Annotated in this window: 20 protein-coding genes; 7 read left to right on the top strand and 13 right to left on the bottom strand. The window is 56.8% G+C overall.

The window, feature by feature from the left end:
* Window positions 1–12 precede the first annotated feature (12 nt).
* The 8 genes from Y5S_RS19865 to Y5S_RS09990 all read right to left on the bottom strand — a co-directional run bounded on the left by Y5S_RS19865 (window position 13) and on the right by Y5S_RS09990 (window position 9562).
* Window positions 13–1233: a restriction endonuclease subunit S gene (locus Y5S_RS19865; RefSeq protein WP_052041516.1), complete on the bottom strand. Its 1221-nt coding sequence runs from the start codon at window positions 1231–1233 to the stop codon at window positions 13–15.
* Window positions 1226–2968 carry a type I restriction-modification system subunit M gene (locus tag Y5S_RS10020; RefSeq protein ID WP_035232693.1) on the bottom strand — a complete coding sequence of 581 codons (1743 nt, stop codon included), beginning with the start codon at window positions 2966–2968 and terminating at the stop codon, window positions 1226–1228. Before Y5S_RS10020 ends, Y5S_RS19865 begins: the two co-directional genes overlap by 8 nt.
* Window positions 2969–3029: 61 nt before the next feature.
* Window positions 3030–3941 (bottom strand): restriction endonuclease, encoded by a 912-nt coding sequence (locus Y5S_RS10015; RefSeq protein WP_035232692.1) that lies wholly within the window; start codon window positions 3939–3941, stop codon window positions 3030–3032.
* A gap of 38 nt (window positions 3942–3979) precedes the next feature.
* Window positions 3980–6550, bottom strand: a complete 2571-nt coding sequence (locus Y5S_RS10010) for a helicase-related protein (RefSeq protein ID WP_197055129.1) — start codon at window positions 6548–6550, stop codon at window positions 3980–3982.
* A gap of 280 nt (window positions 6551–6830) precedes the next feature.
* Window positions 6831–8024, bottom strand: coding sequence for a tetratricopeptide repeat protein (locus Y5S_RS10005; RefSeq protein WP_035232690.1), 1194 nt, complete (start codon window positions 8022–8024; stop codon window positions 6831–6833).
* A 2-nt stretch (window positions 8025–8026) separates the two neighbouring features.
* Complete coding sequence (locus Y5S_RS10000; RefSeq protein WP_197055128.1) at window positions 8027–8683, bottom strand: HEPN domain-containing protein; 657 nt, start codon at window positions 8681–8683, stop codon at window positions 8027–8029.
* A 239-nt stretch (window positions 8684–8922) separates the two neighbouring features.
* A complete protein-coding gene (locus Y5S_RS09995) occupies window positions 8923–9366 on the bottom strand; it encodes a hypothetical protein (RefSeq protein ID WP_035232689.1) in 444 nt (147 codons plus the stop codon).
* 13 nt (window positions 9367–9379) lie between these two features.
* The gene (locus tag Y5S_RS09990) at window positions 9380–9562 is read right to left on the bottom strand and encodes a hypothetical protein (RefSeq protein ID WP_156107709.1); all 183 of its coding nucleotides are present in this window, start codon (window positions 9560–9562) and stop codon (window positions 9380–9382) included.
* 298 nt (window positions 9563–9860) lie between these two features.
* On the opposite strand from Y5S_RS09990, the gene Y5S_RS09985 reads away from it, so the two are divergent.
* Entirely contained in the window at window positions 9861–10742 is an 882-nt protein-coding gene (locus Y5S_RS09985; protein ID WP_035232688.1) for a helix-turn-helix transcriptional regulator, read from the top strand.
* Window positions 10743–10978: 236 nt separating this feature from the next.
* On the opposite strand, the gene Y5S_RS09980 is transcribed toward Y5S_RS09985, so the two are convergent.
* Complete coding sequence (locus tag Y5S_RS09980; RefSeq protein WP_035232687.1) at window positions 10979–11989, bottom strand: AraC family transcriptional regulator; 1011 nt, start codon at window positions 11987–11989, stop codon at window positions 10979–10981.
* Window positions 11990–12113: 124 nt separating this feature from the next.
* Between Y5S_RS09980 and Y5S_RS09975 the strand changes: the two genes are divergently transcribed.
* Window positions 12114–13016, top strand: coding sequence for a fatty acid desaturase family protein (locus Y5S_RS09975; RefSeq protein ID WP_035232686.1), 903 nt, complete (start codon window positions 12114–12116; stop codon window positions 13014–13016).
* A gap of 326 nt (window positions 13017–13342) precedes the next feature.
* The gene (locus tag Y5S_RS09970) at window positions 13343–14059 is read left to right on the top strand and encodes a hypothetical protein (protein ID WP_035232685.1); all 717 of its coding nucleotides are present in this window, start codon (window positions 13343–13345) and stop codon (window positions 14057–14059) included.
* A gap of 50 nt (window positions 14060–14109) precedes the next feature.
* Here Y5S_RS09970 and Y5S_RS09965 read toward each other — a convergent pair whose 3' ends face one another.
* Both Y5S_RS09965 and Y5S_RS09960 read right to left on the bottom strand, forming a co-directional pair.
* The gene (locus tag Y5S_RS09965; RefSeq protein WP_052041515.1) at window positions 14110–14889 is read right to left on the bottom strand and encodes a hypothetical protein; all 780 of its coding nucleotides are present in this window, start codon (window positions 14887–14889) and stop codon (window positions 14110–14112) included.
* A complete protein-coding gene (locus tag Y5S_RS09960) occupies window positions 14861–15871 on the bottom strand; it encodes a hypothetical protein (protein ID WP_052041514.1) in 1011 nt (336 codons plus the stop codon). The genes Y5S_RS09965 and Y5S_RS09960 overlap by 29 nt, the downstream gene beginning before the upstream one ends.
* Window positions 15872–16203: 332 nt before the next feature.
* On the opposite strand from Y5S_RS09960, the gene Y5S_RS09955 reads away from it, so the two are divergent.
* The gene (locus tag Y5S_RS09955; RefSeq protein WP_035232683.1) at window positions 16204–16701 is read left to right on the top strand and encodes a CPCC family cysteine-rich protein; all 498 of its coding nucleotides are present in this window, start codon (window positions 16204–16206) and stop codon (window positions 16699–16701) included.
* 225 nt (window positions 16702–16926) lie between these two features.
* Here the strand turns inward: Y5S_RS09955 and Y5S_RS09950 are convergent, their stop codons facing one another.
* Window positions 16927–17874, bottom strand: coding sequence for a LysR family transcriptional regulator (locus Y5S_RS09950; protein WP_035232681.1), 948 nt, complete (start codon window positions 17872–17874; stop codon window positions 16927–16929).
* 246 nt (window positions 17875–18120) lie between these two features.
* Here Y5S_RS09950 and Y5S_RS09945 point away from each other — a divergent pair, with 246 nt between their 5' ends.
* Together Y5S_RS09945 and oadA are read left to right on the top strand one after the other, a co-directional pair.
* A complete protein-coding gene (locus Y5S_RS09945; protein ID WP_035232680.1) occupies window positions 18121–19536 on the top strand; it encodes an acetyl-CoA carboxylase biotin carboxylase subunit in 1416 nt (471 codons plus the stop codon).
* Window positions 19537–19562: 26 nt separating this feature from the next.
* A complete protein-coding gene (gene oadA / locus Y5S_RS09940) occupies window positions 19563–21380 on the top strand; it encodes a sodium-extruding oxaloacetate decarboxylase subunit alpha (protein WP_035232678.1) in 1818 nt (605 codons plus the stop codon).
* Between the two features lie 366 nt (window positions 21381–21746).
* Here the strand turns inward: oadA and doeB are convergent, their stop codons facing one another.
* On the bottom strand, window positions 21747–22736 hold the full coding sequence (gene doeB, locus Y5S_RS09935) for a N(2)-acetyl-L-2,4-diaminobutanoate deacetylase DoeB (protein ID WP_035232676.1): 990 nt from the start codon (window positions 22734–22736) through the stop codon (window positions 21747–21749).
* A 192-nt stretch (window positions 22737–22928) separates the two neighbouring features.
* On the opposite strand from doeB, the gene Y5S_RS09930 reads away from it, so the two are divergent.
* On the top strand, window positions 22929–23918 hold the full coding sequence (locus Y5S_RS09930; protein ID WP_052041513.1) for an oxygenase MpaB family protein: 990 nt from the start codon (window positions 22929–22931) through the stop codon (window positions 23916–23918).
* Window positions 23919–24086 lie beyond the last annotated feature (168 nt).

Below are 24086 nucleotides of genomic sequence, written 5' to 3'. Positions count from 1 at the left end.
CAGTCACACCGATCAGGCAACTGCGTTCTCCTTGTTATCGACGTTGACTCTGACCTTGCCGGTGAGCAGGTCTTGCATTAGGGCTTTTTTGAGAGAGGAAAATTGATTTAGCTTGCTATTCCTCTGACAAATTCCCTTATCTATTTCCGCCAAAATTCCTGCTATTTTTCTTTGCTCTTTTTTAGGTGGCAGGGGAATGGGCGTATTTTTTACTGAGCGAAGAGAAAGGTTATTGATGGTTGACCCTGTTAGCTCCAATTCATAGAAAGTCTTAACCGCCTGAGACTGCAGTACGAAATACACAAATTCTTTAGATTGACCTTCATTCAACGAAATATATGCAGCGCTTTTTCCTAAAACAACCTCTTCACCCCGATAGAATGCGAGATTACCAATTGTCCCGTTTATCGACATCAATATAGTACCGTTCGTTAATGCCTTCTTATGCTTATTATATTCATCTAGAGGTACATATTTCGCTGAATCACCATAGACTATGTGACCACCTTTTAGGTTGTTTCCATTGACAAACCGATAGTCAGATTTTTCCGCATATTTTGGCGTGGAATGGATTCCATCACTGATCTTTTCTGAAATATTTTCAAGGCACTCAACATTCCACCCCTCCGGAATCCGCCCCACCGGCGAATCCTTGAACGCGGTATGCCCAATGCCTTTGGTCAACAGCTCCTGCATCATGCCGGTTTTCAGGTCTTTCAGCTTGTCGATCTGTGCGCGTGTTTTTTCGATCACGTCATCGACGGAGGACAGGATGGCTGCGATTTTTTGTTGTTCGGGGAGAGGGGGGATGACCAGCGGAAACTCCCTCATTTCGCTACCATTAACTGCTTCAAAGGTACTCCCTTGAGAGAGAAGCCCAAATTTCGGCTTTACGAATTGTAGCTTTTGGAAAAGATACTCTTGGTCGGCAGACTCAGCCTTAATCCCAGCCAACCCTCGCCCTATACAACATTCATAAGGAGTAAGATTCACTTCACCAACTGGAGCTCGAACGGAAAAAAGTATCGAGTTTGCTTCCGCGACCTTTGATGGCTGACTACACCAGTAGCGGACTTTGGGCGTCCGAGAACCAAAGTCCGCTTTTCCCTGGAAGAAAGGAAGACCAACCCCTTGATCGTTGTATGTATCTGAAGATGGTGACTGCCCCATTGTGAGCTTGGCGATGGAACCAAGCTTAGATTCAGCCCACCCCTCAGGAACCGAATTACTCATACCCCAGCTCCTGCAGATACCCCTTCATCACGCTTTCCGCTTCCCCCACCTGGGCATCCAGCTCACTCAGCGATACCCGATACTTGTCCCACCAGTGCTCCAGCTGGGTAATGACTTTGGCATCCGCCTCACCCACGGCCTCCCGAATGGCTTCCTTGCTGTCGATCTCCGGCTTGAAGTCATAATACCCTTCACCCGCTGAGGGCTCTTCATCCCACTTCACAAACACCGCAGACACATCAAAGTCTTCCAGTATCTCTTCACGGATATACTCGCTTTCCACTTCCCGCACCGGGATGCCACCGTGGAGAATGGCGCGCACGTCGAAGATTTCCGGGGGCGGGCTGGTGTCGGCGTAGCGGCGGATGTTGAGGTTGAAGTCGTTTTCCTCGATCTCGGCCAGCGGCACCACTTTGGAGTAGCGTTTGATCTCTTCGAAGTTCTCGAAGGTTTGAACGATCTTGGCGATGTCCTGCTGGCGCAGCTTGTTCTGGTTCTTGCCTTCCTCGTATTCCAATTCGCTGTTGATAAACAGCACCTTGCCCTTGCGCTCGGCAGGCTTGTCTTTATTGATGATCAACAGGCAGGCGGGGATGCCGGTGCCGTAGAACAGGGCGGCGGGCAGACCGATGACGGCTTCCAGCAGGTCGTCATTGAGGATGCCCTGGCGGATGGCCTTCTCGCTGGAGCCCCGGAACAGCACGCCGTGGGGCATGACCACGCCCATCATGCCCTCGGCATTGAGGCTGGCGATCATGTGCTGGACAAAGGCCAGGTCGCCGGCGTCCTTGGGCGGGGTGCCGTAGGGGAAGCGGCCATAGGCATCACTGTCGGCTTCTTCCTTGCCCCACTTCTTCAGGCTGAAGGGGGGATTGGCGATCACCCGGTCGAAGGTCATCAGTGCACCGGCTTCGGTGTGCTGCGGCTCGCGCAGGGTGTCGCCCTTCTTGATGTCGGCGCTGTAGACCCCGTGCAGGAACATGTTCATCTTGCAGATGGCCCAGGTGTTCAGGTTCATCTCCTGCCCGTAGAGGGACAGGTTGGACGGGTTCTCGCCGTGTTTAGCCAGGTAGTTGCGGGTTTGCACCAGCATACCGCCGGAACCGGCGGTGGGGTCGTAGATGCGCATGCCGGCGTGGGGCTTGAGCAGGGACACTAGCAGTTGCACCACTTCCGAGGGGGTATAGAACTCCCCGCCCTTCTTGCCGGCGCTGTCGGCGAACATCTTGATCAGGTATTCGTAGGCGGTGCCGAGCAGATCCGGGCGCTCGAAGTCTTCATTGCGCAGGCGATGCTGGCTGAAGTGGCTGAGCAGGTCACGCAGCTTCTTGTCGGTGAGCTTGTTCTTGATGTTGAAGTCGATGGACACCAGCACCCCTTCCAGGGAGCCGTTGTGCTCTTCAATGGCTTCCATGGCCTGGTTCAGCTCGGAACCGATATCGTGCTTCAGGTCTTTGAGCGCATCCCAGCGGGCGTTGGCCGGGATGTAGAAGGTCTTGTCGTACTCATCCTCATCATCGGCCAGGGCTTCTGCCTGTTGCTGGGTCTTGCCCTTGTCCAGGTAGTACTGCACCACGGTTTCTCGGGCCTCCTCGAAGGCATCGGACAGGCGCTTGAGGAACATCATGCCGAAGATGTAATCCTTGAACTCGGAGGCATCCATATTGCCGCGCAGGATATCGGCGGTTTCCCAGAGGAAGGATTCGAGTTGTTGCAGGGTGAGCTTTTGGGTCATCAGGTCTGTCTCGGTGTTGTCTTTGTCGCCCGGCGGCCCGTCTGGCAGGCACCGTGGCCGGTTATTCTTCGTTGAAGTAGTCGCTGTCGATCTGCTTCACGGCGTAGGTTTCCTTGATCCCCACGCCCAGGTTGTACTGTATCATCAGTTTGGCCAGTTCCTGGCCGTCGATAAGCACGATCTTCTTCTCGATCAGGCCCACGTATTCACGGGCATCGCCGCTGAACTTGGAGGTGGTGATAAACACGCCCTTGCGGGCCCGCTGCATGTCCAGCGCCCCGGCGAAGCCCTGCACCTCGGGCCGGCCCACCACTTTCTCGGTATAGCGCTTGGCCTGCAGGTAGATCACATCCAGGCCCAGCGGGTCTTCCTTGATGATGCCATCGATGCCGCCATCGCTGGTGTAGCGAGTGGCTTGCCCGGCATCTTCCCGGGAGCCCCCGTAGCCCATGGCCAGCATCAGATCCACCACCAGTTTCTCGAAAAAGGCCGGGGTGGCGGCGGTGATGGTGTCCAACAGTTCATCGGCCAGGGAGTCCATGAGCGAGGCGTGGGCCTGCTGCAGCTGTTCATCCGGCGTGTCGTTACTGGTCTCGGCCTCGGGCTGCTCGGTCTTGTCTTCGCTGGGAGTATGGGTGTGGAAATCCACAAACTCCTGATAATTCTTCAGGTAGCGCACGGTCACCCGCTCCGGACAGTCCTGCATGGCCTGGCGGCCCCGATCAGTAATCTGGATCAGCCCCTTGCCCGGACTGGTCACCAACCCGGCCTTCTTCATATAAGTGCGCGCCCAACCTACCCGGTTCTTGATATAAGTCTGCTTGCCAGAAGGCAGACGCTGGGCGCGCTCTTCCTCGGAGAGTTGAAAGTGCCGGCACACCTCTTCCAGCACATCGGCCATGAGCTTCGGGCTGCCATCGTTGATGGCAACGAGCATGGGGCGCATGACGGATTGGAAATCGGGAATTGGCATGGGGAAATCCTTATTCTTGGCTTAGGCTCACCGGAGAGTCATTGGGCACCGGCAGGCTCGGCACTCCAGCCTGCGGAGATCCATTGCATCTGATCCGGCAGTAATGCCTGGGTGCTTTGCTGTGCGATGAACTGTTCCACCCGGCTGCCAGCTTGATCCAGGATGGCTTTACGCTCTGCCTTCTCTGTTTCCACCGCATCACAAGGTGTTTTACGCTCAATCAGCCAGTGCCCGAACCACACGGGATTCAGGGTTGTTGCGCCATTCTCCAGGGCAACGATGGCAAGCTCCTGCCTTGCACGACGTCCACGGTCGTTCTGCCAGCGCGCGACCGCAGCAACAATAGCCTGTGAATGGTATTCCTTGCCAAACACAGTGACTCCACCAAAATCATACTGTCTCGCCCGTTTGAGTAGAGACTTAAACAGCCAATTATCCATATTCATTGGTAGCCATTCTGGCTTCTTTGCCGCCAATATACGGTCGAAGGTTAATGTGTAACGCGTTCGCGAGACACCAAGCTCGTCCATTGCCCGATCAGACAGCCGGATCTGCCAAACCAGCCCTTTGTGTGTCTTCTCCAGGATCTGATATCCAATAATGTTACCCATACCCTCTACAAAGGCCTGCAGGTGATCCAGGGTAATTTCCAGCTCACCAGCCACTTCCGCACTATCGAAGCTGGCCGCATGTTCAAATAGTTCTTTCTGTGCTGATGCGGCACTTCTGGCACGCTCAAGCGCTTCGTTGATTCGCTCACTGGTCCTTTCGAGCTTATTGTTCGCCGCTTCTGCCAGCACACCTTCAATATCGACCAGGTCCGCCAATTCTCCGAGCACATCCTCCTTCATGGCATCGTTGAACTCATACTGCTGAACGCTTGCCATGTCTTGCGCTACGGATTCCAGGCGGTCATAGAGAATATTAAGCACCTGCTCATCAGCACTGTCCGATTGGTGAACATTGAAGACCACGACCCTTTTCTGTTGACCATAGCGATACAGGCGCCCCACACGCTGCACCAACCTCATGGGATTCCAGGGCAGGTCGTAGTTGACCATGATATGGCAGCGATGCTGCAAGTTGATGCCTTCGCCACCCGCTTCTGTGGACACGAGGAACTGGGCACCATCCTCTTCCTCGAAGGAGGCAATGGCATCACGGCGCTCCTGCATATCCATGCCACCATGGATCAGCACACAGCTGCCGGGACCGAAGCGATCATCGAGTGCCGCCTTGATCCACTGCTGGGTGCTGCGATACTCAGTGAATACCAGTATTTTTTCCTTGGGGTTTTCCTTGATAACGGTTTCCACCAGGCCGTCCATGAAAGCATGTAGCTTTGTATCATTCGCCTCCAGGCTGGCAGCTTTCTCAATAAGCCCTTGCAGAATGCCTTCTTCCCCGGGAAAGAAGGGGGAGGCTTGGGTCTTCTGAATATCCGCTTCTTCCTGCTCCCCCTGATAACGCTCATCATCAAGGGAATTGAACGACTGACTTTCCTGACCTCGCAGCCGCTCCAAACGTCGCTGTAATGCCGTATGGATGGCCGCCACGCTTGAGGCAGCCAACTTCCGGTATACAGTCATAACAAAGCCAATGGCACGCCCTGTGGTTTTCCCGGTGTCAGCCTGCGCTGAATAGCCTTTACGGAGGTACTCACGGAGCTGTTTATCAAATTCGACCGCTTCTTGCGAAAGCGGCACCTCAATTTGCCTTACCGTTTTGCCATGGAACAGAAAGTTGCCGTCCATGTCGGTCACATCCGCTTTATAGTTACGGATTACCATGTCACCAATAATCTCAGGATTGAGTGCCAGCGTCCTAATTTCACTTTTTCTTTCCGGGGAGAGAAGCTCAAGCAGTCCCGAGAAGCTGTCTTGTTTTCCCTGGTGAGGCGTGGCGGTAAGCAGAAGAATTGACTGTGTGCGCCGACGAAGCTTATGGAGCATGGCGTAGCGCTGACTGGCATCCAGTTTATTCCCGTATTGGCGTCGGGATAGCCGGTGCGCTTCGTCAACAATGACCAGATCCCAATCATCCGCCCGCAGCAAAGTATCCAGGTTATCGCCTTGCTTCATTCGGTCCATTGACCCGATGACGTAGTCCTCTTTCTTCCAGTCTCTTGGGTCGTTTATATGAAAATCATCCCCATAAATCCGAAAACCCTCAAACCCGAACTTTGCAAACAGCTCTTCTTTCCACTGACGAGTGAGCCCTGCAGGAGTGATGATCAATACTCTATTTGCTTCATTCCTTGCCATTGCAGCATGCAGGAGCAACCCTACCTCGATGGTTTTACCTAGCCCTACATCGTCAGCAATTAACCAGTTGTAATGGCCTGATGCGATAATGTGATGCACCAAATGGATCTGATGAGGCAAGGGATCCACATCGAAGGTGGCTAGCGCGCCGGTATTCTCGTTCCATAGTTGTATCGCCCAGGAAAGCAAACGCAGTCTTTGCCGCTCCTCACCGCTTTCTTTTTCAAAACGCCCCAGATTGAACGCATGCTGAACACCACGGACTTGTCGAAGCCGCTGCCAAGGCAGCCATAGCCTCTGATTGCTCTCCTGAAATTCAATCAATGCCTGCGCTTGCCCACTCACATCCCTGGTGGCCCTAACTACCCCCCAGCCTAGCGATGGTTGCGTGGACCTTACCGGGCAATGCTCAACCTCCATATTGATGATCAGCCCCGAGGTCAAGTCTTCTACGGGATGCCAAACTGAAGATTTCCTTTTTACCCAGTAAACTTTTACTCGTTCATGAGAATCTGGTGAGATCTGTTCGACGATCCCTAACGCGCCTTTACCATCACCAGCCTTAAGACTGACAAAAGCACCCACTGTTATTGGCAACGGCATTATATCCTCTCTTCCCTGAACATCATTTTATTACCAAGTAATCATGGGTGAGCCTGTGCTCGAACCAATCATCGAGACCATCATCATTTTCTTCAAAAAAATCATAGTCGATATACGCAGGCATCGACTGGCCGCAACTTAGCGATACCCTTTCCATATGCTCAATCACATAGCCCAAGTAATTGACAAATATCGGAAAAGAAGACAACTGCTTGGGGGATTCACTCCACTCCTCAAAGCAATCCTCAACAAACAACAATATCTCTTCTGCTGAGTCGGTTCGGAGCTGCCTTACCAGAGAAAGCGCCAGCGGCCAGGACACCATGGACCAGCCATCTTTCGCTTTGACTCCGTAATAGCTGCGGTTATAGCCTCCACCGCCCCAAAGTTGACGAATCTCATGGAGCGTCATCAATTCACCTGGCGTTACTTCTTTATCTACTAGAAGGTGGCGCAATGCCGCTATGGTTTTACCGTGACTCTTGTGGTGCGCCAGAACCTCCGTTAATACACCCATGTCTTTGCGAAGCCAGTCAGCTTCATGGGCCAGGCCAGCCGCCACCCCTTCTGCCTTCTCCTGTACTGTTAATCTGGCATCAGGCTCTTCATCTTCCGGAGTTACTCGATGTGGCTCACGGGGAACCTCAATGAAGCCATAGTCCCCTTCTTCCTCATCCTCTTCAGCGTCTCGGAAATCCAGTTCCGGGATATCGTCCAGCAGCTCAGAAAGCTCCTCAATCGTTGGGGCATCATCTTGATCTTCGCTTTCAAGGTTTTGCTCTTCGAAATCCTCTTGAATTTCTTCGGGGACATCCCAGAGAGGGTCATTTATATCCCTATTTACATCCTGGGCCACGCTCTGATCGGTGATGACATCGTTCAGGCCTTCTAGATCGTCATCATTGGCTGCAGGTGAGCTTTCCGTAGCAACACCAAACTCACTATCTACATCCAACGCGCTGCTTTCCGGGTTTTCCTCAATAAGATATTCAACATCCTCTTGATCCAAATCCGGCAGGGCATAACGGCTCTGTAATGAATACCGCAACCAATACGCAGCTTTTTCCGGGAGTTTCAGCCTCATATAAAGCCGCCCAAGCGCAGCAGCTACCGTCAAGTCATTGGGCAGGCTGGCCATGTGCTCTTCAAGCAGCGCAACGGCCTTATTGAGATTCCCGTCCCGGGATAACGATTTAGCTAGCTGCAGCACCTCCATGGCTAGACCTGAACCACCGGATAACTCGCCTCTCCCCACAGGGTGTTCGGGCTATCCATCATGATTTCGATTACCGCTGGCACCAGCTCGCCCATGATGTTCACGCAGTCACGAATCTGGTCGCGGTTGACGCGGCTATCCCAGGTGGCACCGCCGTGGATAAGCTGGTTGCGCAGGGTGTAGATACGGCTGAGGACGATGGCCAGCAGGCGTGGTGTGTCCTGTTTGGCCAGGGCGGTGTTGGCGGCTTTTTTGGCGGCGTCGAAGCTGTGTTTCCACTGGTCTTCGGTTTTCTGGCCTTTCTGGTAATCCCAGAAGCAGGAAAAAACGTAGGGGTTATCCAGCAGCACCCGAATGGCGTTGGGGTAGGCATCCCAGACCAAATTATTAAGGCGATGTGTAGTATCCAGTGCCTGAAGCTTTTCCAGGAAGGCATTGAAGGTGCGCTGTTCACTGAGGCCTTCGCGGTGATCAATATCCGTAGCGTAGGCCGCGTTGAAGGCGATCCACAGGAAGATAAAGCGGCTGTCCGGGTCGGCTTCCTGCTCGGCGCGGTTGAGCCAGCTGAGGGCGCGGTGGAGGCGCAGGGCCAGGTTGTCGGGGTAGTTAACCCTTTCCTGTCGCTGACGGTTCTTGAGTGTGTTGTAGTCGATCCCCATGATTCTTCCTTTCCCCTGAATGACATCAAAACGATGCCATCGCCGCCTTCCTGGCTAGCCGTGAAGCTTGTTCATTGTTTTTGTGGACAGTATCACATTCGGGTGTGAGGTCTAGTGTCCTTTGGTACTTTTTCATGAACGGGTCCGTCAGGTTTGAGGATCGCCCGCAGGCATACCCTAAAGGACATGCAGGGCTCCTACGGGCGAGTGGTCCGCACCTCGACAAGCACTCCTACCTGTCAGGGCCCTGCCTCAAACTGGCGAGCGTCCTTCTCCAGGGGCGCCTGGTGGTAGCCGAATGTCATGACCTGCTCGAGGTACACATCCATGAAGGCACCGATGGAGCCGAGCACTTCGTATTGGTGAACGTGGCGGAATTCGTGGCTGTAGAGCCGGGCGGACTGGCACGCTTTGACGATGTAGATGGAGTGGCCGAAAGTGATGCCCGAGACCTGGCCGCTGAGCATGCCGACGCTCTTTGCCAGGCTGTAGACCACCGGATCTTCCTGGAAGGGAATCTCGTCCACCAGCATGATGCGAATGCGTTCGGGCTCTGCCACCCCAACGCTTCTGGCCATTTCCATGCCTTCTTCGTTCAGCTCGGCGCCCTGCTCCTGGATCAGGTCGTGGTGCTTTTTGGCCCACAGGACGACCAGGTGAAGATAAGAGTTCAGATCTTTCATCTGTCGCCTCCAGCTAGCCGCATTGAGAATTGATTAACGCCTGCGCCTCTCGCACCAACTCAGGCTTCGCATGGCCAAAAACCAACTGGCAGGCAGTGAACGGATCAGAAGTGGTTTTGCCGGTGCGATATAGGTCCAGCAGGACGCCGGGGCTGACCATCTCCAGCGGTATCACCTCGGCGACACAGTCGGCCATTGCGATCCAGCACTCCTGGCAATACACCAAAACACGGCCACTCCCCATCCCTTCTTCACAGGAAAGCGTAACCAGACTGAGTCCTTTGCCTGAGACCTGTTCTTTACCGCCTGTCTTCCCGCACCGAGAACAACTCACCATAGCCTGCAACTTCCTTTTTGCTGAATGTGCAGCATCCCTGCTGCGGTCTCATCAAACCCTTGATGACAGCTCCACATTATGCATTTACTATCGTCATGCCAATACTGACTACATGAACATGTCGCCTTTCGGCATGTGTCGCTTTTTGGAGCACAACATGGCGCGTACAGCGGGGAAGAATGCGGCGGACTGGCCGCTGCGCTGGGATTTGCTATTGCGGTACCGGTTGATCGAGGTGATTGCCCTGTGGGAAGGGCGACTGACGACCAATCATCTGGTGCGCGCCTTCGGCATTGGGCGCCAGCAGGCCAGTAAAGATATCAATCTTTATCTGAATGAGTATGCGCCGGGCAATCTGGAGTATGACCTGTCACTCAAAGGCTATAAGCCAGCCACCGGTTTCAAACCGGTATTCACTCGCGGCCAAGCCGATGAGTATCTTCAGATGATGCATGCCCGGGAAGATCTGAGCTGCGCCTTCGAGGCACTGGACGTACGCGAGCTGAATACCGAAGTGTTGCGGCCACCCTCACGGGATCTTCGCCCAGCGGTGTTACGTCCCATCCTACAGGCCTGTCGGGAAGGGTTGCGGGTGGAGATTGAATACACCTCCCTGAACAATCCCGAGCCTGAATACCGGATGATTCAGCCCCATACCGTGGTACATAACGGCATGCGCTGGCATGTGCGAGCCTGGTGTGAAAAGAACAGCGATTACCGGGATTTTGTACTGAGCCGGATTATGGACAAGCCGGAGATCACCCTGCCCGGCGAGCAGGATGCAGACCAGGACAAAGCCTGGCAAAAATCACTGACCTTGAAGGTGGTGCCCGATCCGCGCCTTTCTGATGCACAGCAGAAAGTCATTGCCCGTGATTACGGAATGACGCGAGGCGCATTATCCATCCCCTGCCGGGCCGCCATGGCGAATTACATTGTTCAGCTGCTGCGGCTGGATGATCAGGACCATCGTGGGCCGGAGGCGCAGCAGGTGGTGCTGGGGAATTTTGATGTGGTTAAGAAGTGGTTGTGGAAGTGAACGCTTCTGGGTATGCCGCATCCATTCATTCTGCTGGCCTGTTGCTCGACGGCAATCATGAAGGGCCGCATCTCTGCGGCCTTCTTCGCAATGGAAGCACCGCGAAAAATCGCCAGCAGGCTGACTCCCACAGAGACTCGATAGCTCTGAGCTCTGAGCAGCTTTCTGCAGCAGAGCGAGAAGCTGTCATGGCATGACGTCCTCGCCGCAACCGGAGGAGCCATGCAGATTTGGGGTTAATTCTTATCCCGGTACTCGCTGGGAGAACAGCCCTGCCAGCGGCGAAAAGCGCGGACGAAGCCGCCGGCGTCGGTGTAGGCGAGGTGGGCGGCGACTTCTTCAATTTTCATGGTGGTGCTGGTGAGCAGTTGCAGGGCCAGTTGGCGGCGCTCTTCTTCTACCAGATCGCGGTAGCTGGTGCCTTCCTGTTCCAGTTTACGGCGCAGGCTACGTGAGGACAGGGCCAGGGCGCTGGCCATGTCGTTGAGGGTGGCGCCGAGGCCCAGTTCGCCCAGTAGTTGCTGGCGCACTTTGCCGGCGATGCCGCTGTTTTCTACGGTGTCCATGCGCTGCTGGCATTGCTGTTCGAGCATGCGGGTGAGCACCGGGTCATAGCCAGGGAAGGGCTGGCTGGCGCCGGCGCGGTTCACCAGGATGCGGTTGCTGCGGGCGGCGAAGGTGGGTTGCACGCCACATTCTTCCTGGATGGCCAGGGCACTGACATCGGGCTGACCGGTCAGGTCGATGGCGCGAAAGTCCACGCCTTGCAGGGTGATTTCCCGCACCAGATTCAGGGCCGTGGCCATGTCTCGCTCGAGCAGAAACTGGCGCAGGTGCGGCGGGATGGGGTCCGGATCAAAGGTGATGCCAAAGGTGTCGTCGTCTTCCACCAGTTCGATGCGGCAGTAGGCGGTGCTGAGTGGAAGATAGCGCACCCCCAGGATGGCCGCTTCACGCAGGGTCTTGCAGGTGCGCAGGGCGAAGCCCCACACCCCGAAGGTCGCCAAATTGTATTGCAGGCCCAGTTCGAAGCCCCAGGCGCCGTCGTCCGGCAGGGCCAGCATCAGGTTTTCGATCAGGCGCATTTCCTGGGTGCGGGTGACCAATCCTTCTCCGCTGGAAAGGGCGTCATCGGCTATGCCGGTGCCGAGCAGGCAGGTCTGCCTGTCGATGCCATGGCGTTGGGCAAAGTTGAGCATCACCTGGCTGATGGCCACCGGGTGGAGGGTGTCGTCGCTGTGTTGCATTGCCCGTTCCGCTGTTCCGCCGTTAGCGCTGGCCACTTCTGCAGGGTGATTGGCCACGGCGGCTATTCTGATTGTGGGGGTGCCGGCCTAGTCTGAAACCATAATAACCACGAGAGGCAGCACCATGGACCCGGCAACCTTGAACAAGCAGGCCATTGCCTGCGCGAAACACTATATGGGCAAAACCGCGTGGCCGACAATTGCGCTCACGTTGGCCGTGGTGGTGGCCTTTGTTGCCACGCTGTTACTGTTTGCCAATGGCTCCCTGCCTGCCTTACCTGCCTTCCTGCTGGTGGCGGCGCTGACGTATATGTCCTACACGCCTTTACACGAAGCAGCCCACGGCAATATTCATGGCCAGGACGATCGCCGCAAGTGGATCAACGACCTGTGCGGCTATCTGGTGGCGCCGATCATTGCGATTCCTTATGCCTCGCACCGCATTGAGCACTTCACGCACCACCGCTATACCAACCAGCCGGACAAGGACCCGGATTTTGTGGTCAGCGGCATGCAGAAAAACCCCTTGGCGATGATCATCGCCGGGCTGCGTTTTCAGTGGATTCAGAATACGTTCTTTGTGCAGCACAGCTGGGGCAGCGCCTCGCTGAAAGAGAAACTGATTTACTGCACTGAGTTGGCCGTGTCGCTGGGGTGGCGGATTGCCTTTCTGGTGATGGTGGATCAACCGGGTACGGCGGTGGTGTTGCTGCTGGGCTACTACACGGGTGGGCTGTTCACTGCCTACTGGTTTGCCTACCGCCCGCACCACCCGCACAAGGTGAGCGAGCGTTACCGCAATACCAACAGCCTGATCATGCCGCGCTGGATGAAACCGCTGGAGTGGTTCTGGCTGGGTCAGAACCTGCATTCGATTCACCATCTTTTTCCGCGCGTGCCGTTTTACCAGTACCACGCCCTGCACCGGGATATCGAACCCATTCTGCAGGCCCAGGGCACCCCGATTATCGGCATTTTTTCGCGTGAGCCGGTGGTGGCGACCACCAGCAGTGAGAGCAGAGACTGACCCCTGCGACGACAGTTCAACACCCTGTTTAACGGAACAGCTACCGGGATCCTCCCTGAAAACTGTGACCGCCTCGTTGGCGAGCCTTTACTCACCGCTTTACGGTGGAGAAAGGCAATACCACAAGCCAAGGAAACCCACGGGGGCATCATGAAACGATATCCAGGCAAACGCGCCGGTTTGACCGGCGTGCTCTGTACTTTTCTGTTTTTGCTAAACGGATGCGGAGGCTCATCCAGTTCCGATTCACCACCGCCGGCATCTTCCGGCACACCGGACACCAGCACCGAAGTGGAATGGAATAACGCAAATTGGAATGAGGGGGAATGGCAATGAGTTCGCGTCGATATTTTTATGCCGTTAACGGTTCGCTGGCACTGCTGGCGATTTCTCTTTCGGCTCCTGTTACAGCTTCGGAGGTGACCGGGCTGACGACATTTGTGCCGAACACTCCGGCATTGGCGGAAGAGGTGAACGGGAATTTCGATTCGGTAAAGACCGCGGTAGATGATAATGATCAGCGGATTACGGATCTGGAAGCGAAGCTGCTGGATGGGGCGGTGTCGCTTTCGGCGTTTGCGTTTTCTGAGTGGCGGGCCAATACCAACCCCAGTTCGGCTTGTCAGATGAGCCGCCTTGGGACCTACGCGTATTTTGATCTTTTCTGGGCGAAGTCGGTTGGCTGCCAGATGTCCGCGCCGCTTCATTTACCTCAAGGGGCAACCGTCAGTGGTCTGTCCTGCCTGGTAAATGACAACATCTACGGCACCACCGAGGACACCTTCTTTTCCAATGTATCCTTACGACGCCTGGACCTGAGCACGGCGAATCTGGATGTGATTTACCGTATTTCTCAGAACTCTATTAACGTAGGCCTGCAGACCATCACAGGCGCACCAAACACACCGGAGCCGAATGATCTGATCATCGACAATTCTCAGTTTGCCTATACGCTGATGGTGAGTTCCGATTATGCATCTGACGTGGATGCAGGTGATGTTCTGAAACTGCACGGCTGCAAGGTGGAATACAGCTTGCCGTAGCCCCCTCAAGATCCCTGCCTATCCGGCAGGGATCATCATGATGGTCATGGTCATCCCTTGCCATTCTCTGTCCGCGCAAAGTAATCCCGAATCCGATCAGTCACGACGTCAGCGGTGACCCCTCTGATGCCCAGGCTTTTTAACCGACCGTCATTGATTTGCGGCCCCGCCTGATCAAGAAAACGCGCCAGGTCATTCTCTATGGAGGCAGGCAGTTCGATACGCGTGTCTGGCGTCAGCAGCTGGAAGAGTCTTAACACATCACTGCAATGTTTTTTGATATTGCGACTATCCACGTTTTCACCTTTGGCCTTGCGTTCGGTCAGGTCTAACCAGGCTTTAGCCTTGAGGGGGATCAGGCAGCGCTCATCGATTACCGACACGCCACCCTGCTCTGTCACGTTAGCGTGCAGCCAGTGATAGTAGTCATCATCCAGAAGAATGGCAGACAGGCTGGAGACGTCGTCTTCCACCGGGATTGGGGTCAGATGACTGTCATCACCAAGCACCAGTTCATCCGGTTTGCGGGAGAACAGTTCCAGCATGTCGGGATAGTCGCCCTGACCAGGGCGACTGAAGCGATAGAACACTCTACCGCCCCCTGATTTTTCCTGTATCGCGTATTCCCCGTCTCGGATGAAGGCCCAGAAGTGCTCTGCAAATTCCGCATCGAGCGCTTCGATGCAAAGCACGATATCCAGATCGCGGGTGGCGCGGGCGTCGAGACCAGCTTCATCCAGCGCCAGCCAGGTAGCGACACCGCCGATCAGGACGTAACGATCCTTGTAGCTTTCAAAGTGCTCACGAAAGCGGTCCAGTCCTTTGACCATGAATCTCCTCCATCATGGCATCCAGTTCCATCTGGATGCGTTCATCGCGGGTTTCTCGTAAATTCAGATAAAGGGAAAAGGGATCGACGACACCATCGCTCGCCAGTACCCCCGGCTCATAGCGCCAGAGTTGCAGCTGCACCGCTCCCGGTTCCGGGATGGGAATCGGTTCGAGTGTTTTGGCCAACGGTTTCCACGCGTGGCGGCCGATGGCCCACACCGGTTCGTTGGGTGCGGCCAGCAGGGTTCGCCTGGCCAGCGCCGACTCGCCAGCACAATACAGCGCCTGCTCAGGCAATGCCTCTTTCCAGACCCTGACGGTATCGCGCACAGGATCTCGCATCAGCGGCTGGGCACGCTGCCAGAGTGCCGGCAGGCCATCCGGAAAATCCAGCTGCCGCTCCCGCCCCACACGAGTAACTCGCCCCAGATTATTGGCTTCGATGTCATCCAGAGCGCGGCTCATGGTCATGGGGGTATAGCCCAGGGTCTGCGTTAGTGCTCTGGCTGTCACCGGCTGTGTCTCGCCACTATTAAGGGCATGAAGGATAACAAGCTGGGTGGCAGGCTTGAGCGGATCACCAGGAACCGGCAACGGCTTGTCGCTGCTACGCGGTTCGACCACAGCACCCAGCATGGGCCAGTTGATCTGCCGCCCCGGAATCACCATGGGAATACGCCGTGCTATCAAGCGTTGCCGGACGTAGCCAGACAGCGCAGAGGCGATGACACAGTAGCCATCCACCGGCCCGGATACGTTCAGTAGTCGGGGAAGCTGCTTTTCAAACTGAGCGGGCTGGAAGCCCTCCGGTTCGCGCAGCGCAATACCCAACACCGAACGGCCTTCGATCTCAAGGGCATACAGCGCATAAGCCTGCCCCAGATAGTGAGGCAGACCTGCCGCCGTCAATGGCCGCCCCTCAACTTGCAATCCGGTCATGCTGTTGAGATAAGTCTGAAATTGGGTAAGTAGCGTCTTCATGAGTTCATGATAACATTTTTAGCAACGATAACATTTAAAATGTTATCGTCTTTATTTATTCATAACAATCTGATATTTAATCATTATTTTTTCTTTCCGCAGACACCTGCACAGCAGGGGACAACTTCCTGTCGACGCATTGCAGACCAAAACGAGCACGTCGCCTGCGCTCTTTATTACGACGAAAAGGCTGCTTGCTGCCACATTCAATAGTTTACGCACAACATGGTGACGCCGCGCATCAGGCATTCGCCATGCAAGCATGTGCTCCCACAAAGAAAGCCGTTTGGTATTTAATGATCACTCAACGTTGATTGGGCGCTAGTGGTGCTATGCGAACTCCTGTGTGGACGGATGAGAATCAGGCGGTGCTGGATCGGCGGCGGGCGGTGTTTGCCGGGCTGGGCATTGATGTTCGGCTGAACAAGCGCACTCAGGTGGTGAGAGTGCCCTGCCCCTGTTGCGGTTATCCAACGCTGGAGCGGCGGGATGCCTATGAGATCTGTCATTTGTGTATCTGGGAAGATGATGGCGAAGACGACGCCAATACCCAGGGCTGGGGCGGTGGGCCGAACGGGGCATATTCGCTGACCGAGGCGCGGGCGAATGTGGTGGCGTTCGGGACCATGTATCACCCGGAGAATAATACGACGGTGACGGGGAATGATTCGGCGGAGATTGTTGCGTTGAAGCAGGAATTGATCGGGTTGTATGAGGCGTTGCCTTCGGTGGGCGAGGATGGATTGGTGGCGCATTGGAAGGGGATTCTGGACCAGGAGCGCGCGCTGCGGAAGGCGGAGGAGAAACGCTGGAAGGATTTGAATCGGTAAAAGAATAGTTGCGAGTGACGAGAAGCGAGTTTCGAAGATTAAAGATCGCCTGCAGGCAGGCTCGTACGGCGAATTTATCTTTGTGGGAGCGGTCGTCCGACCGCGATAGCTGCGACGCGGCGCTTTTATCGCGGTGGAACCACCGCTCCCACGGTTAGTCCCCGCTGTCGGCGGATCGCCGGCTCCTTCGGAAAAGATCGCGTGCAGGCACGCTCCTACAGCGGGTTAGCCCGCCTGTTCGTGGAAGCTGGCGGCGATTTGTTTGAGGTTTTGACGGACGTAGTCCACGAAAGCGGACATGGCGGGGGTGGGGTATTTACTTTTGGGATAGACCACGCACCAGGAACGGCGCAGCGGAAATCCTTTCACTGGCAACGGCACCAGCTGCCCCAGTTGCAGCTCGGCGCGCAGGCTGAGCCGGGGCAAGACGGCGACCCCAAGGCCCGCCATGGCCGCATGCTTGATGGCGTCATTCGCGCCCAATTCCATGAATGGAGTCACGCTCAAACGGCGCTCCTGACAGAACAGCTCCAGCGCCAGACGACTGCCCGAGCCTGACTCCCGCAATAACAGTTGCTCCTTGAGGAAACGCTCCGCTGTAATACTCTCCGCATTCGCCAGCGGGTGCGCTTTCGTGGCGACGGCAATCAGTTCATTGTCCAGAAACGGTAGCACATTGAGAGGCTTATCTTCCGGAACGATCCCCATGATCATCAGATGATCTTCGTTGTCGTCCAACCGGCGCAGGGCTTCCGCGCGATTCACCACCCGCAAGTTCACTGTGACATCCGGGTGAGCCGCTACAAACCCTTTCAACAAATAGGGCACCACGTACTGGGCGGTATTCACCGCCACAAGTTTTAGTTCTCCGGCCACCCGGCCCTGCTGGGCGGCGAGATCGGTTTGCAGGTTTTTCAGGGATTCGAAGATGCCGGCTGCCGTCACGGCCAGGCGCTCGCCGGCGGCGGTGGTGTAGAGCTTGCGGCCCACGTATTCGAATACCGGCAGTTCCAGTGCCGCTTCCAGCTGACGGATCTGACTACTGACGGCGGGCTGGGTGAGGCCCAGCTGTTCGCCCGCACGGCTGTAGCTGCGGCATTCGTGCACCGTCAGAAACACCTGTAACTGGCGGAAGGTGAGGCGACTGAGGAGCTGGTGAAGGGTGTGCGGCATGGTGTCTCTGGCAATGATTTGAGTCGGACGTCTGACGTCGGATGTCGGACGACAGAAGCAACACTGCCGTCTTTTATGTTTAGCGTCCGACATCAGATCTCCGACGTCCGACCGCCCTGCAGCGCCGATATAACCTGGCCTCGACGCCAACCCATAAGCAATACCTTATATTCACCTAACCAGATTCTAATTTCTACTTATGGATTGACCGGAATAGCCTCCAGACCCTCGATGGAGGAGCTTTACATGCTAAAGAAAGTCCTGATTGCCAACCGGGGCGAGATCGCGGTGCGGATCATTCGCGCCTGTGCCGAGATGGGTATCCGCTCGGTGGCGATCTACACCGAGCCCGACCGCTATGGCCTGCACGTGAAGCGCGCGGACGAGGCCTATTCCCTGGGCGACGACCCCATTGCCGGGTATCTGGACCCGCAGAAGATTGTCAGCCTGGCCAAGCAGGTGGGCTGCGATGCAATTCATCCGGGGTACGGGTTCCTGTCGGAGAACGCCGAGTTCGCCCGCCTGTGTGAAGAACAGGGTGTGCGCTTTATCGGCCCGAAATCCGAGGTCATCCACAAGATGGGCGACAAGACCCAGGCCCGCGACAGCATGCGCGCCGCCGGGGTGCCGGTGACGCCGGGCTCGGAAGGCAACCTGAAGGATCTGGACGATGCGCTGGCGCTGGCCGGCGAGATTGGCTACCCGGTGATGCTGAAAGCCACCTCCGGTGGTGGCGGCCGCGGCATCCGGCGCTGCGACAGCGCCGACGAGTTGCGCACCCAGTACCCGCGGGTGATCAGTGAGGCCACCAAGGCCTTCGGCAGTGCGGAAGTGTTCCTGGAAAAGTGCATCGTCAATCCGCGCCATATCGAGGTGCAGATTCTCGCCGACAGCCAGGGCAATGTGATTCACCTGTACGAGCGCGACTGCTCCATCCAGCGTCGTAACCAGAAGCTGATCGAGATTGCCCCCAGCCCGCAGCTCACCCCTGAGCAGCGTAACTATATTGGCGGTCTGGCGGTGACTGCCGCCGAGGCGGTGGGCTACGAGAATGCCGGCACGGTGGAATTCCTGCTCACCGGCAACGAAGTCTACTTCATGGAAATGAACACCCGGGTGCAGGTGGAGCACACCATCACCGAGCAAATCACCGGGGTGGATATTGTCCGCGAGCAGCTGCGCGTGGCCGCCGGCCTGCCGCTGAGCTATCGCCAGCAGGACATCAGCTATCGCGGCTTCGCCCTGCAGTTCCGTATCAATGCGGAAGATCCGAAGAACGACTTCCTGCCCAGCTTTGGCCGGGTGAGTCATTACTACGCGCCGGGCGGCCCGGGGGTGCGGGTGGATACTGCCATCTATACCGGTTACGAGATTCCGCCCTACTACGATTCCATGTGCCTGAAGCTGGTGGTGTGGGCATTGCAGTGGGAAGACGTGATCGCCCGCGGTGAACGCGCCCTGGATGACATGCGCCTGCACGGCATCCGCACCACTGCCAGCTACTACAAGCAGATTCTCCAGCACCCGGATTTCCGCGCCGCGGATTTCAACACCAGCTTTGTGCCCGAGCATCCGGAACTGCTGCAGTACTCGGAGAAGAAACATCCCACGGAAATGGCGCTTGCCATCGCCACCGCCCTGGCCGCCCACGCCGGCTGGTAATCCGTCGCCGAAAACAGGAATTGATCATGAGCAACAGCAACGCCAAGAAAGTGGAAATTACCGATGTGATCCTGCGCGACGCCCACCAGTCGCTGATCGCTACCCGCATGCGCACCGAAGACATGCTGCCTATCTGCGAGAAGCTGGATAAGGTCGGCTACTGGTCACTGGAAGCCTGGGGCGGCGCCACCTTTGATGCCTGCGTGCGCTTCCTCAAGGAAGATCCGTGGGAGCGTCTGCGCAAGCTGCGCGAAGCGCTGCCCAACACCCGCCTGCAGATGCTGCTGCGCGGCCAGAACCTGCTGGGCTATCGCCATTACGCCGACGATGTGGTGGAAGCGTTCGTACAGAAATCTGCCGACAACGGCATGGACGTGTTCCGGGTGTTCGACGCCCTGAACGATGTGCGCAACCTGGAAACCGCCATGAAGGCGGTGAACAAATCCGGCAAGCATGCCCAGGGCACCCTGTGCTATACCACCAGCCCGGTGCACACCCCGGAGCTGTTCGTGACCATGGCCAAGCAGCTGCGTGACATGGGCGCGCACTCCATCGCCATCAAGGATATGGCCGGCCTGCTGACTCCCTACGCCACCTACGACCTGGTGAAGGCGCTGAAGGAAGCCGTGGATCTGCCGCTGGTGCTGCACAGCCACTCTACTGCCGGTCTCGCGCCGCTGTGTCAGATGAAGGCCATCGAAGCCGGCGTGGATCGGATTGACACCGCCATCTCCGCCTTCGCCAGCGGCACCAGCCACCCGGCCACGGAAGCCATGGTGGCAGCGCTGGCGGGCACCGGGCATGACACGGGCCTGGACCTGACTTTGCTGTCCGAAATCGCCGATTACTTCCACGAGGTGCGCAAGAAGTACCACCAGTTCGAAAGCGAATTTACTCGCGAAGACGTGTCCGTTCAGATCAACCAGGTACCGGGCGGCATGATGTCCAACCTGGCTAACCAGCTGAAAGAGCAGAACGCGCTGGACCGCATCCGCGAGGTGTTCGACGAGATTCCCCGTGTGCGTGCCGACCTGGGTTACCCGCCGCTGGTAACACCCTCTTCGCAGATCGTCGGCACCCAGGCGGTGTATAACGTGCTCTCCGGTGAGCGTTACAAGACCATCACCAATGAAGTGAAGCGTTACTTCCAGGGTGGCTACGGCCAGGCGCCGGCGCCGGTAAATCCGGACGTGCAGAAGAAGGCCATCGGCAACGAGAGTCCCATGGAAGGTCGTCCTGCGGATCTGCTGTCACCGGAACTGAGCAAGCTGCGTAGCGAGATCGGCGAGCTGGCCGGTAACGAGGAAGACGTACTGACCTTTGCCATGTTCCCGGAGCTGGGCCGTGAGTTCCTGCAGCAGCGTGCCGACGGCACCCTGAAGCCGGAAGCCCTGCTGCCCGAGCCGGTCCCCGGCAAGCAGAAGGGCAGCGAAGGCACGCCCACCGAGTTCATCATCGATGTGCATGGCGAAACCTATGAAGTGGCCATCACCGGTGTCGGTGAAGCCGGTAGCGGCAAGCGCAAGCTGTACCTGTCTCTCGATGGCATGCCGGAAGAGACCGTGTTCGAACCGCTCAACGAATACGCCGCCGAAGGCGGTGGCAGCAAGCGTCGCCGGGCCACCGATCCGGGCCATGTGACCACGGCCATGCCCGGCAATGTGGTGGAGGTATTGGTGAAAGAAGGCGACGTGGTGAAAGCCGGCCAGGGTGTGATGGTGACCGAAGCCATGAAGATGGAAAACGAGATCCAGGCCAACATCGCCGGCACCGTGAAAGCGGTGTACGTGGAGAAAGGCGATCGGGTGACGCCGGGTGAGGTGTTGATCGAGATTGAGGCGTAAGAGAAACAGTTTCGAGTTGCGAGGAGCGAGTTTCGAAAATCTTTAGACCGCAAAGGCGCTATGTCTGTGCCTTTCGAAACTCGTGACTCGCTTCTGGAATCATTATCTCGCTCAGGCTCGGATCGCCAGCAGGCTGGCTCCACAGAATTAATCTCGATCAGAACCTTGTGGGAGCGGTGGTTCCACCGCGATGGATTTTGATCCAGCCTTGGCATCGCGGTCGAACGACCGCTCCCACAACACCCCCTCTACACACCTGTGGGAGCTCTCCGTGCTCGTCAGGTTATGCCTGCAAGCGATAGCGATAAGGCATCTCCAATCGCAAAATCGTTTGCAGGCAAACTCCCACAGGTTCAACAGCAGAGGCTAGCGTGGCACCGCCAGCACCGCGAATGTGTCACCTATATTAACCAGGGCAGGATGGCGGCGACCGATTAGCAGGGCGTCGTAGGGGGCGCGGTATTCCTGTGGGGTGGTGCCGGTGCGATGCATGTCATGGATTCGCGCGATGACTTCCCCTTCCTTTACCCAATCCCCCAGTGCCACGGTGAACTCCAGGATCCCGGCATGCTCGCTGACCCGGTAGGCGTCGCCATCAGGAATTTCCAGCGCCTGTGATGGCAGGGTTTCCACTTCGCCGCCCAACACGCCGGCATAACGCAGCACGTTGTCGATTCCACGCTCGGCAATGGCGATAGTCTCTGGCGTGGTGGTGCCGCCGCCGCGCAGTTCGGTGCTGATAAAGACTTTGCCCTGCCCTTCCACCGCGCTGTCGAACAACACATCCCCTTCCAGCTCCGCCATAAATAAGGTGTACGGCGCACCAAAGGCCGCGGCGCCGGCCAGGCAGCGGGCTTCAAATTCCTTGTCGTCCATGCGGTGGGTAGCCGCGAAAGGCAGCAGATCGAGGGTCTTGCCGCCGGAATGGATATCCAGCACCACATCACTGATCGGCACCAGGTAACGGGTGAGATAGTCCGCCAGTTTTTCGGTGAGGGTACCGGCCGGGTTGCCGGGGAAGCAGCGATTCAGGTTGCCGCCATCTAGCGGTGAGGTGCGCGTGCCATTCAACACCGCCGGGTGGTTGAGCATGGGCACGATAATCACCCGGCCGGATATCTGCTCCGGCTGCACACGGCTGGCCAGCTTCAGCAAGGCAGTGATGCCTTCATATTCGTCGCCATGATTGCCACCGGTGAGCAGCACGGTAGGGCCCTCACCGTTACGCACCACGGTGATGGGCGTCATTACATGGCCCCAGGCGGAACCGTCATGGGAATGGGGCAGTTTGAGAAAACCGTGCTGAATACCATCGCGCTGATAATCCACGCTGGCGCTGATCGGGCTTTCGCTCATACAGGCTGAACACTCGCTGAGAAGAGGATGCCGCCATATTGCGCCTTTGCCTGTTTACTTGCACTGGCTATTCACGTCGCCACGAAGTCGAAATTTGTTTCCAATGCTCGCCCTGAGACAAAGAAATTGATCTGCATCAAAAGTCCGCCAACCCCACCTCTCTAGGCTGACCCCAATAAAGGAGGACAGCTCATGCAGACTCAAACCAACAACAATTATGAAAGTAGCCAAACCCTGAACCAGGCCGTCACCAAGGAGGCCCTGCACCAACAGCTGGAGGTCATGACGCGCCGGGTGTTGGATCCGAATGTGGGCCTGTACGGTCCCGGCTCCATGGCCTGGAAGGTCCATGGCAATATCTCGGTGATGTTCGGTGCCGGCGCCGCCAACCTGTTACAGCTGGCGCACCCGTGGGTCTCCCAGGCCATCGACCAGCATTCCCAGACCCAGACCGATCCCATGGGCCGTCTGCAGCGCACCTTCCTGAATGTACACTCCATGGTATTTGGCAATCTGGATCAGGTGCTGGAATCCGCGGTGCGGGTGCACAACATCCACGCGAAAATTACCGGCCAAGTGTCCGAGTCCACCGGGCGCACCAAGAAAAAATCCGAGTACTTCGCCAATCAGGTAGAAGCCCTGCTGTGGGTCCATGCCACCCTGTGGATTATCGCCCTGCGGGTACATGAGCTGTTCTATGGGGAAGTGAGTCAGGCCGAACGCGAACAGTATTACGAAGAGTCCAAACTGTTTGCCTTCCTGTTCGGCATCCCGGAAGACGCCATGCCGGAAAACTGGGACGCCTATGTGGCCTGGTTCAATGACGTGGTGGATTCCGATTTGCTTGCCGTGGGCAAGGTCGGCCGTGAGCTGGTGGACTACCTGTTCACCATGCGTAGCTGGCTGATGCCGTTGCTCAATCGCCACCGCATTCACACTGCCGTGCTGCTACCGGAATCACTGCGTGCGCCCTTCGGCATGCCGGCGGTCACGCCAGAGGTCCAGGCCAAGTTTGATTTCGACATCAAGCTGATCCGCAACGTAATGAAGCTGGTGCCAGTGCACCTGCGCTGGATTCCGTCGCAGATCGAAGCGCGCCGCCGCCTCAAGGGGAAGCGCGCCGATCTCATCACCCGCATGACCAACAAGCTGGTGTACGGCCAACCCCTGCTGGTGCCGTAACCGACACCTCTCAAGGTTCTGCCTGAACCGTTGTTATCCCGGTATTTCAGCCCGTCATTGGCGGGCTTTTTTGCTTTCTTCCCCTTCCATCCTGCCTGCCCGGCAGTAACATAAGCCCGCCGCAGTACTGCTTTTTGCATATTCCTTATTTCCACCAGCTCGGATGCA

The organism is Alcanivorax nanhaiticus (genome assembly GCF_000756665.1).
GTDB lineage: Bacteria > Pseudomonadota > Gammaproteobacteria > Pseudomonadales > Alcanivoracaceae > Alcanivorax > Alcanivorax nanhaiticus.
Note: the sequence above shows the minus strand (reverse complement) of the source record. Positions and strands in the feature narration are given on the sequence as shown.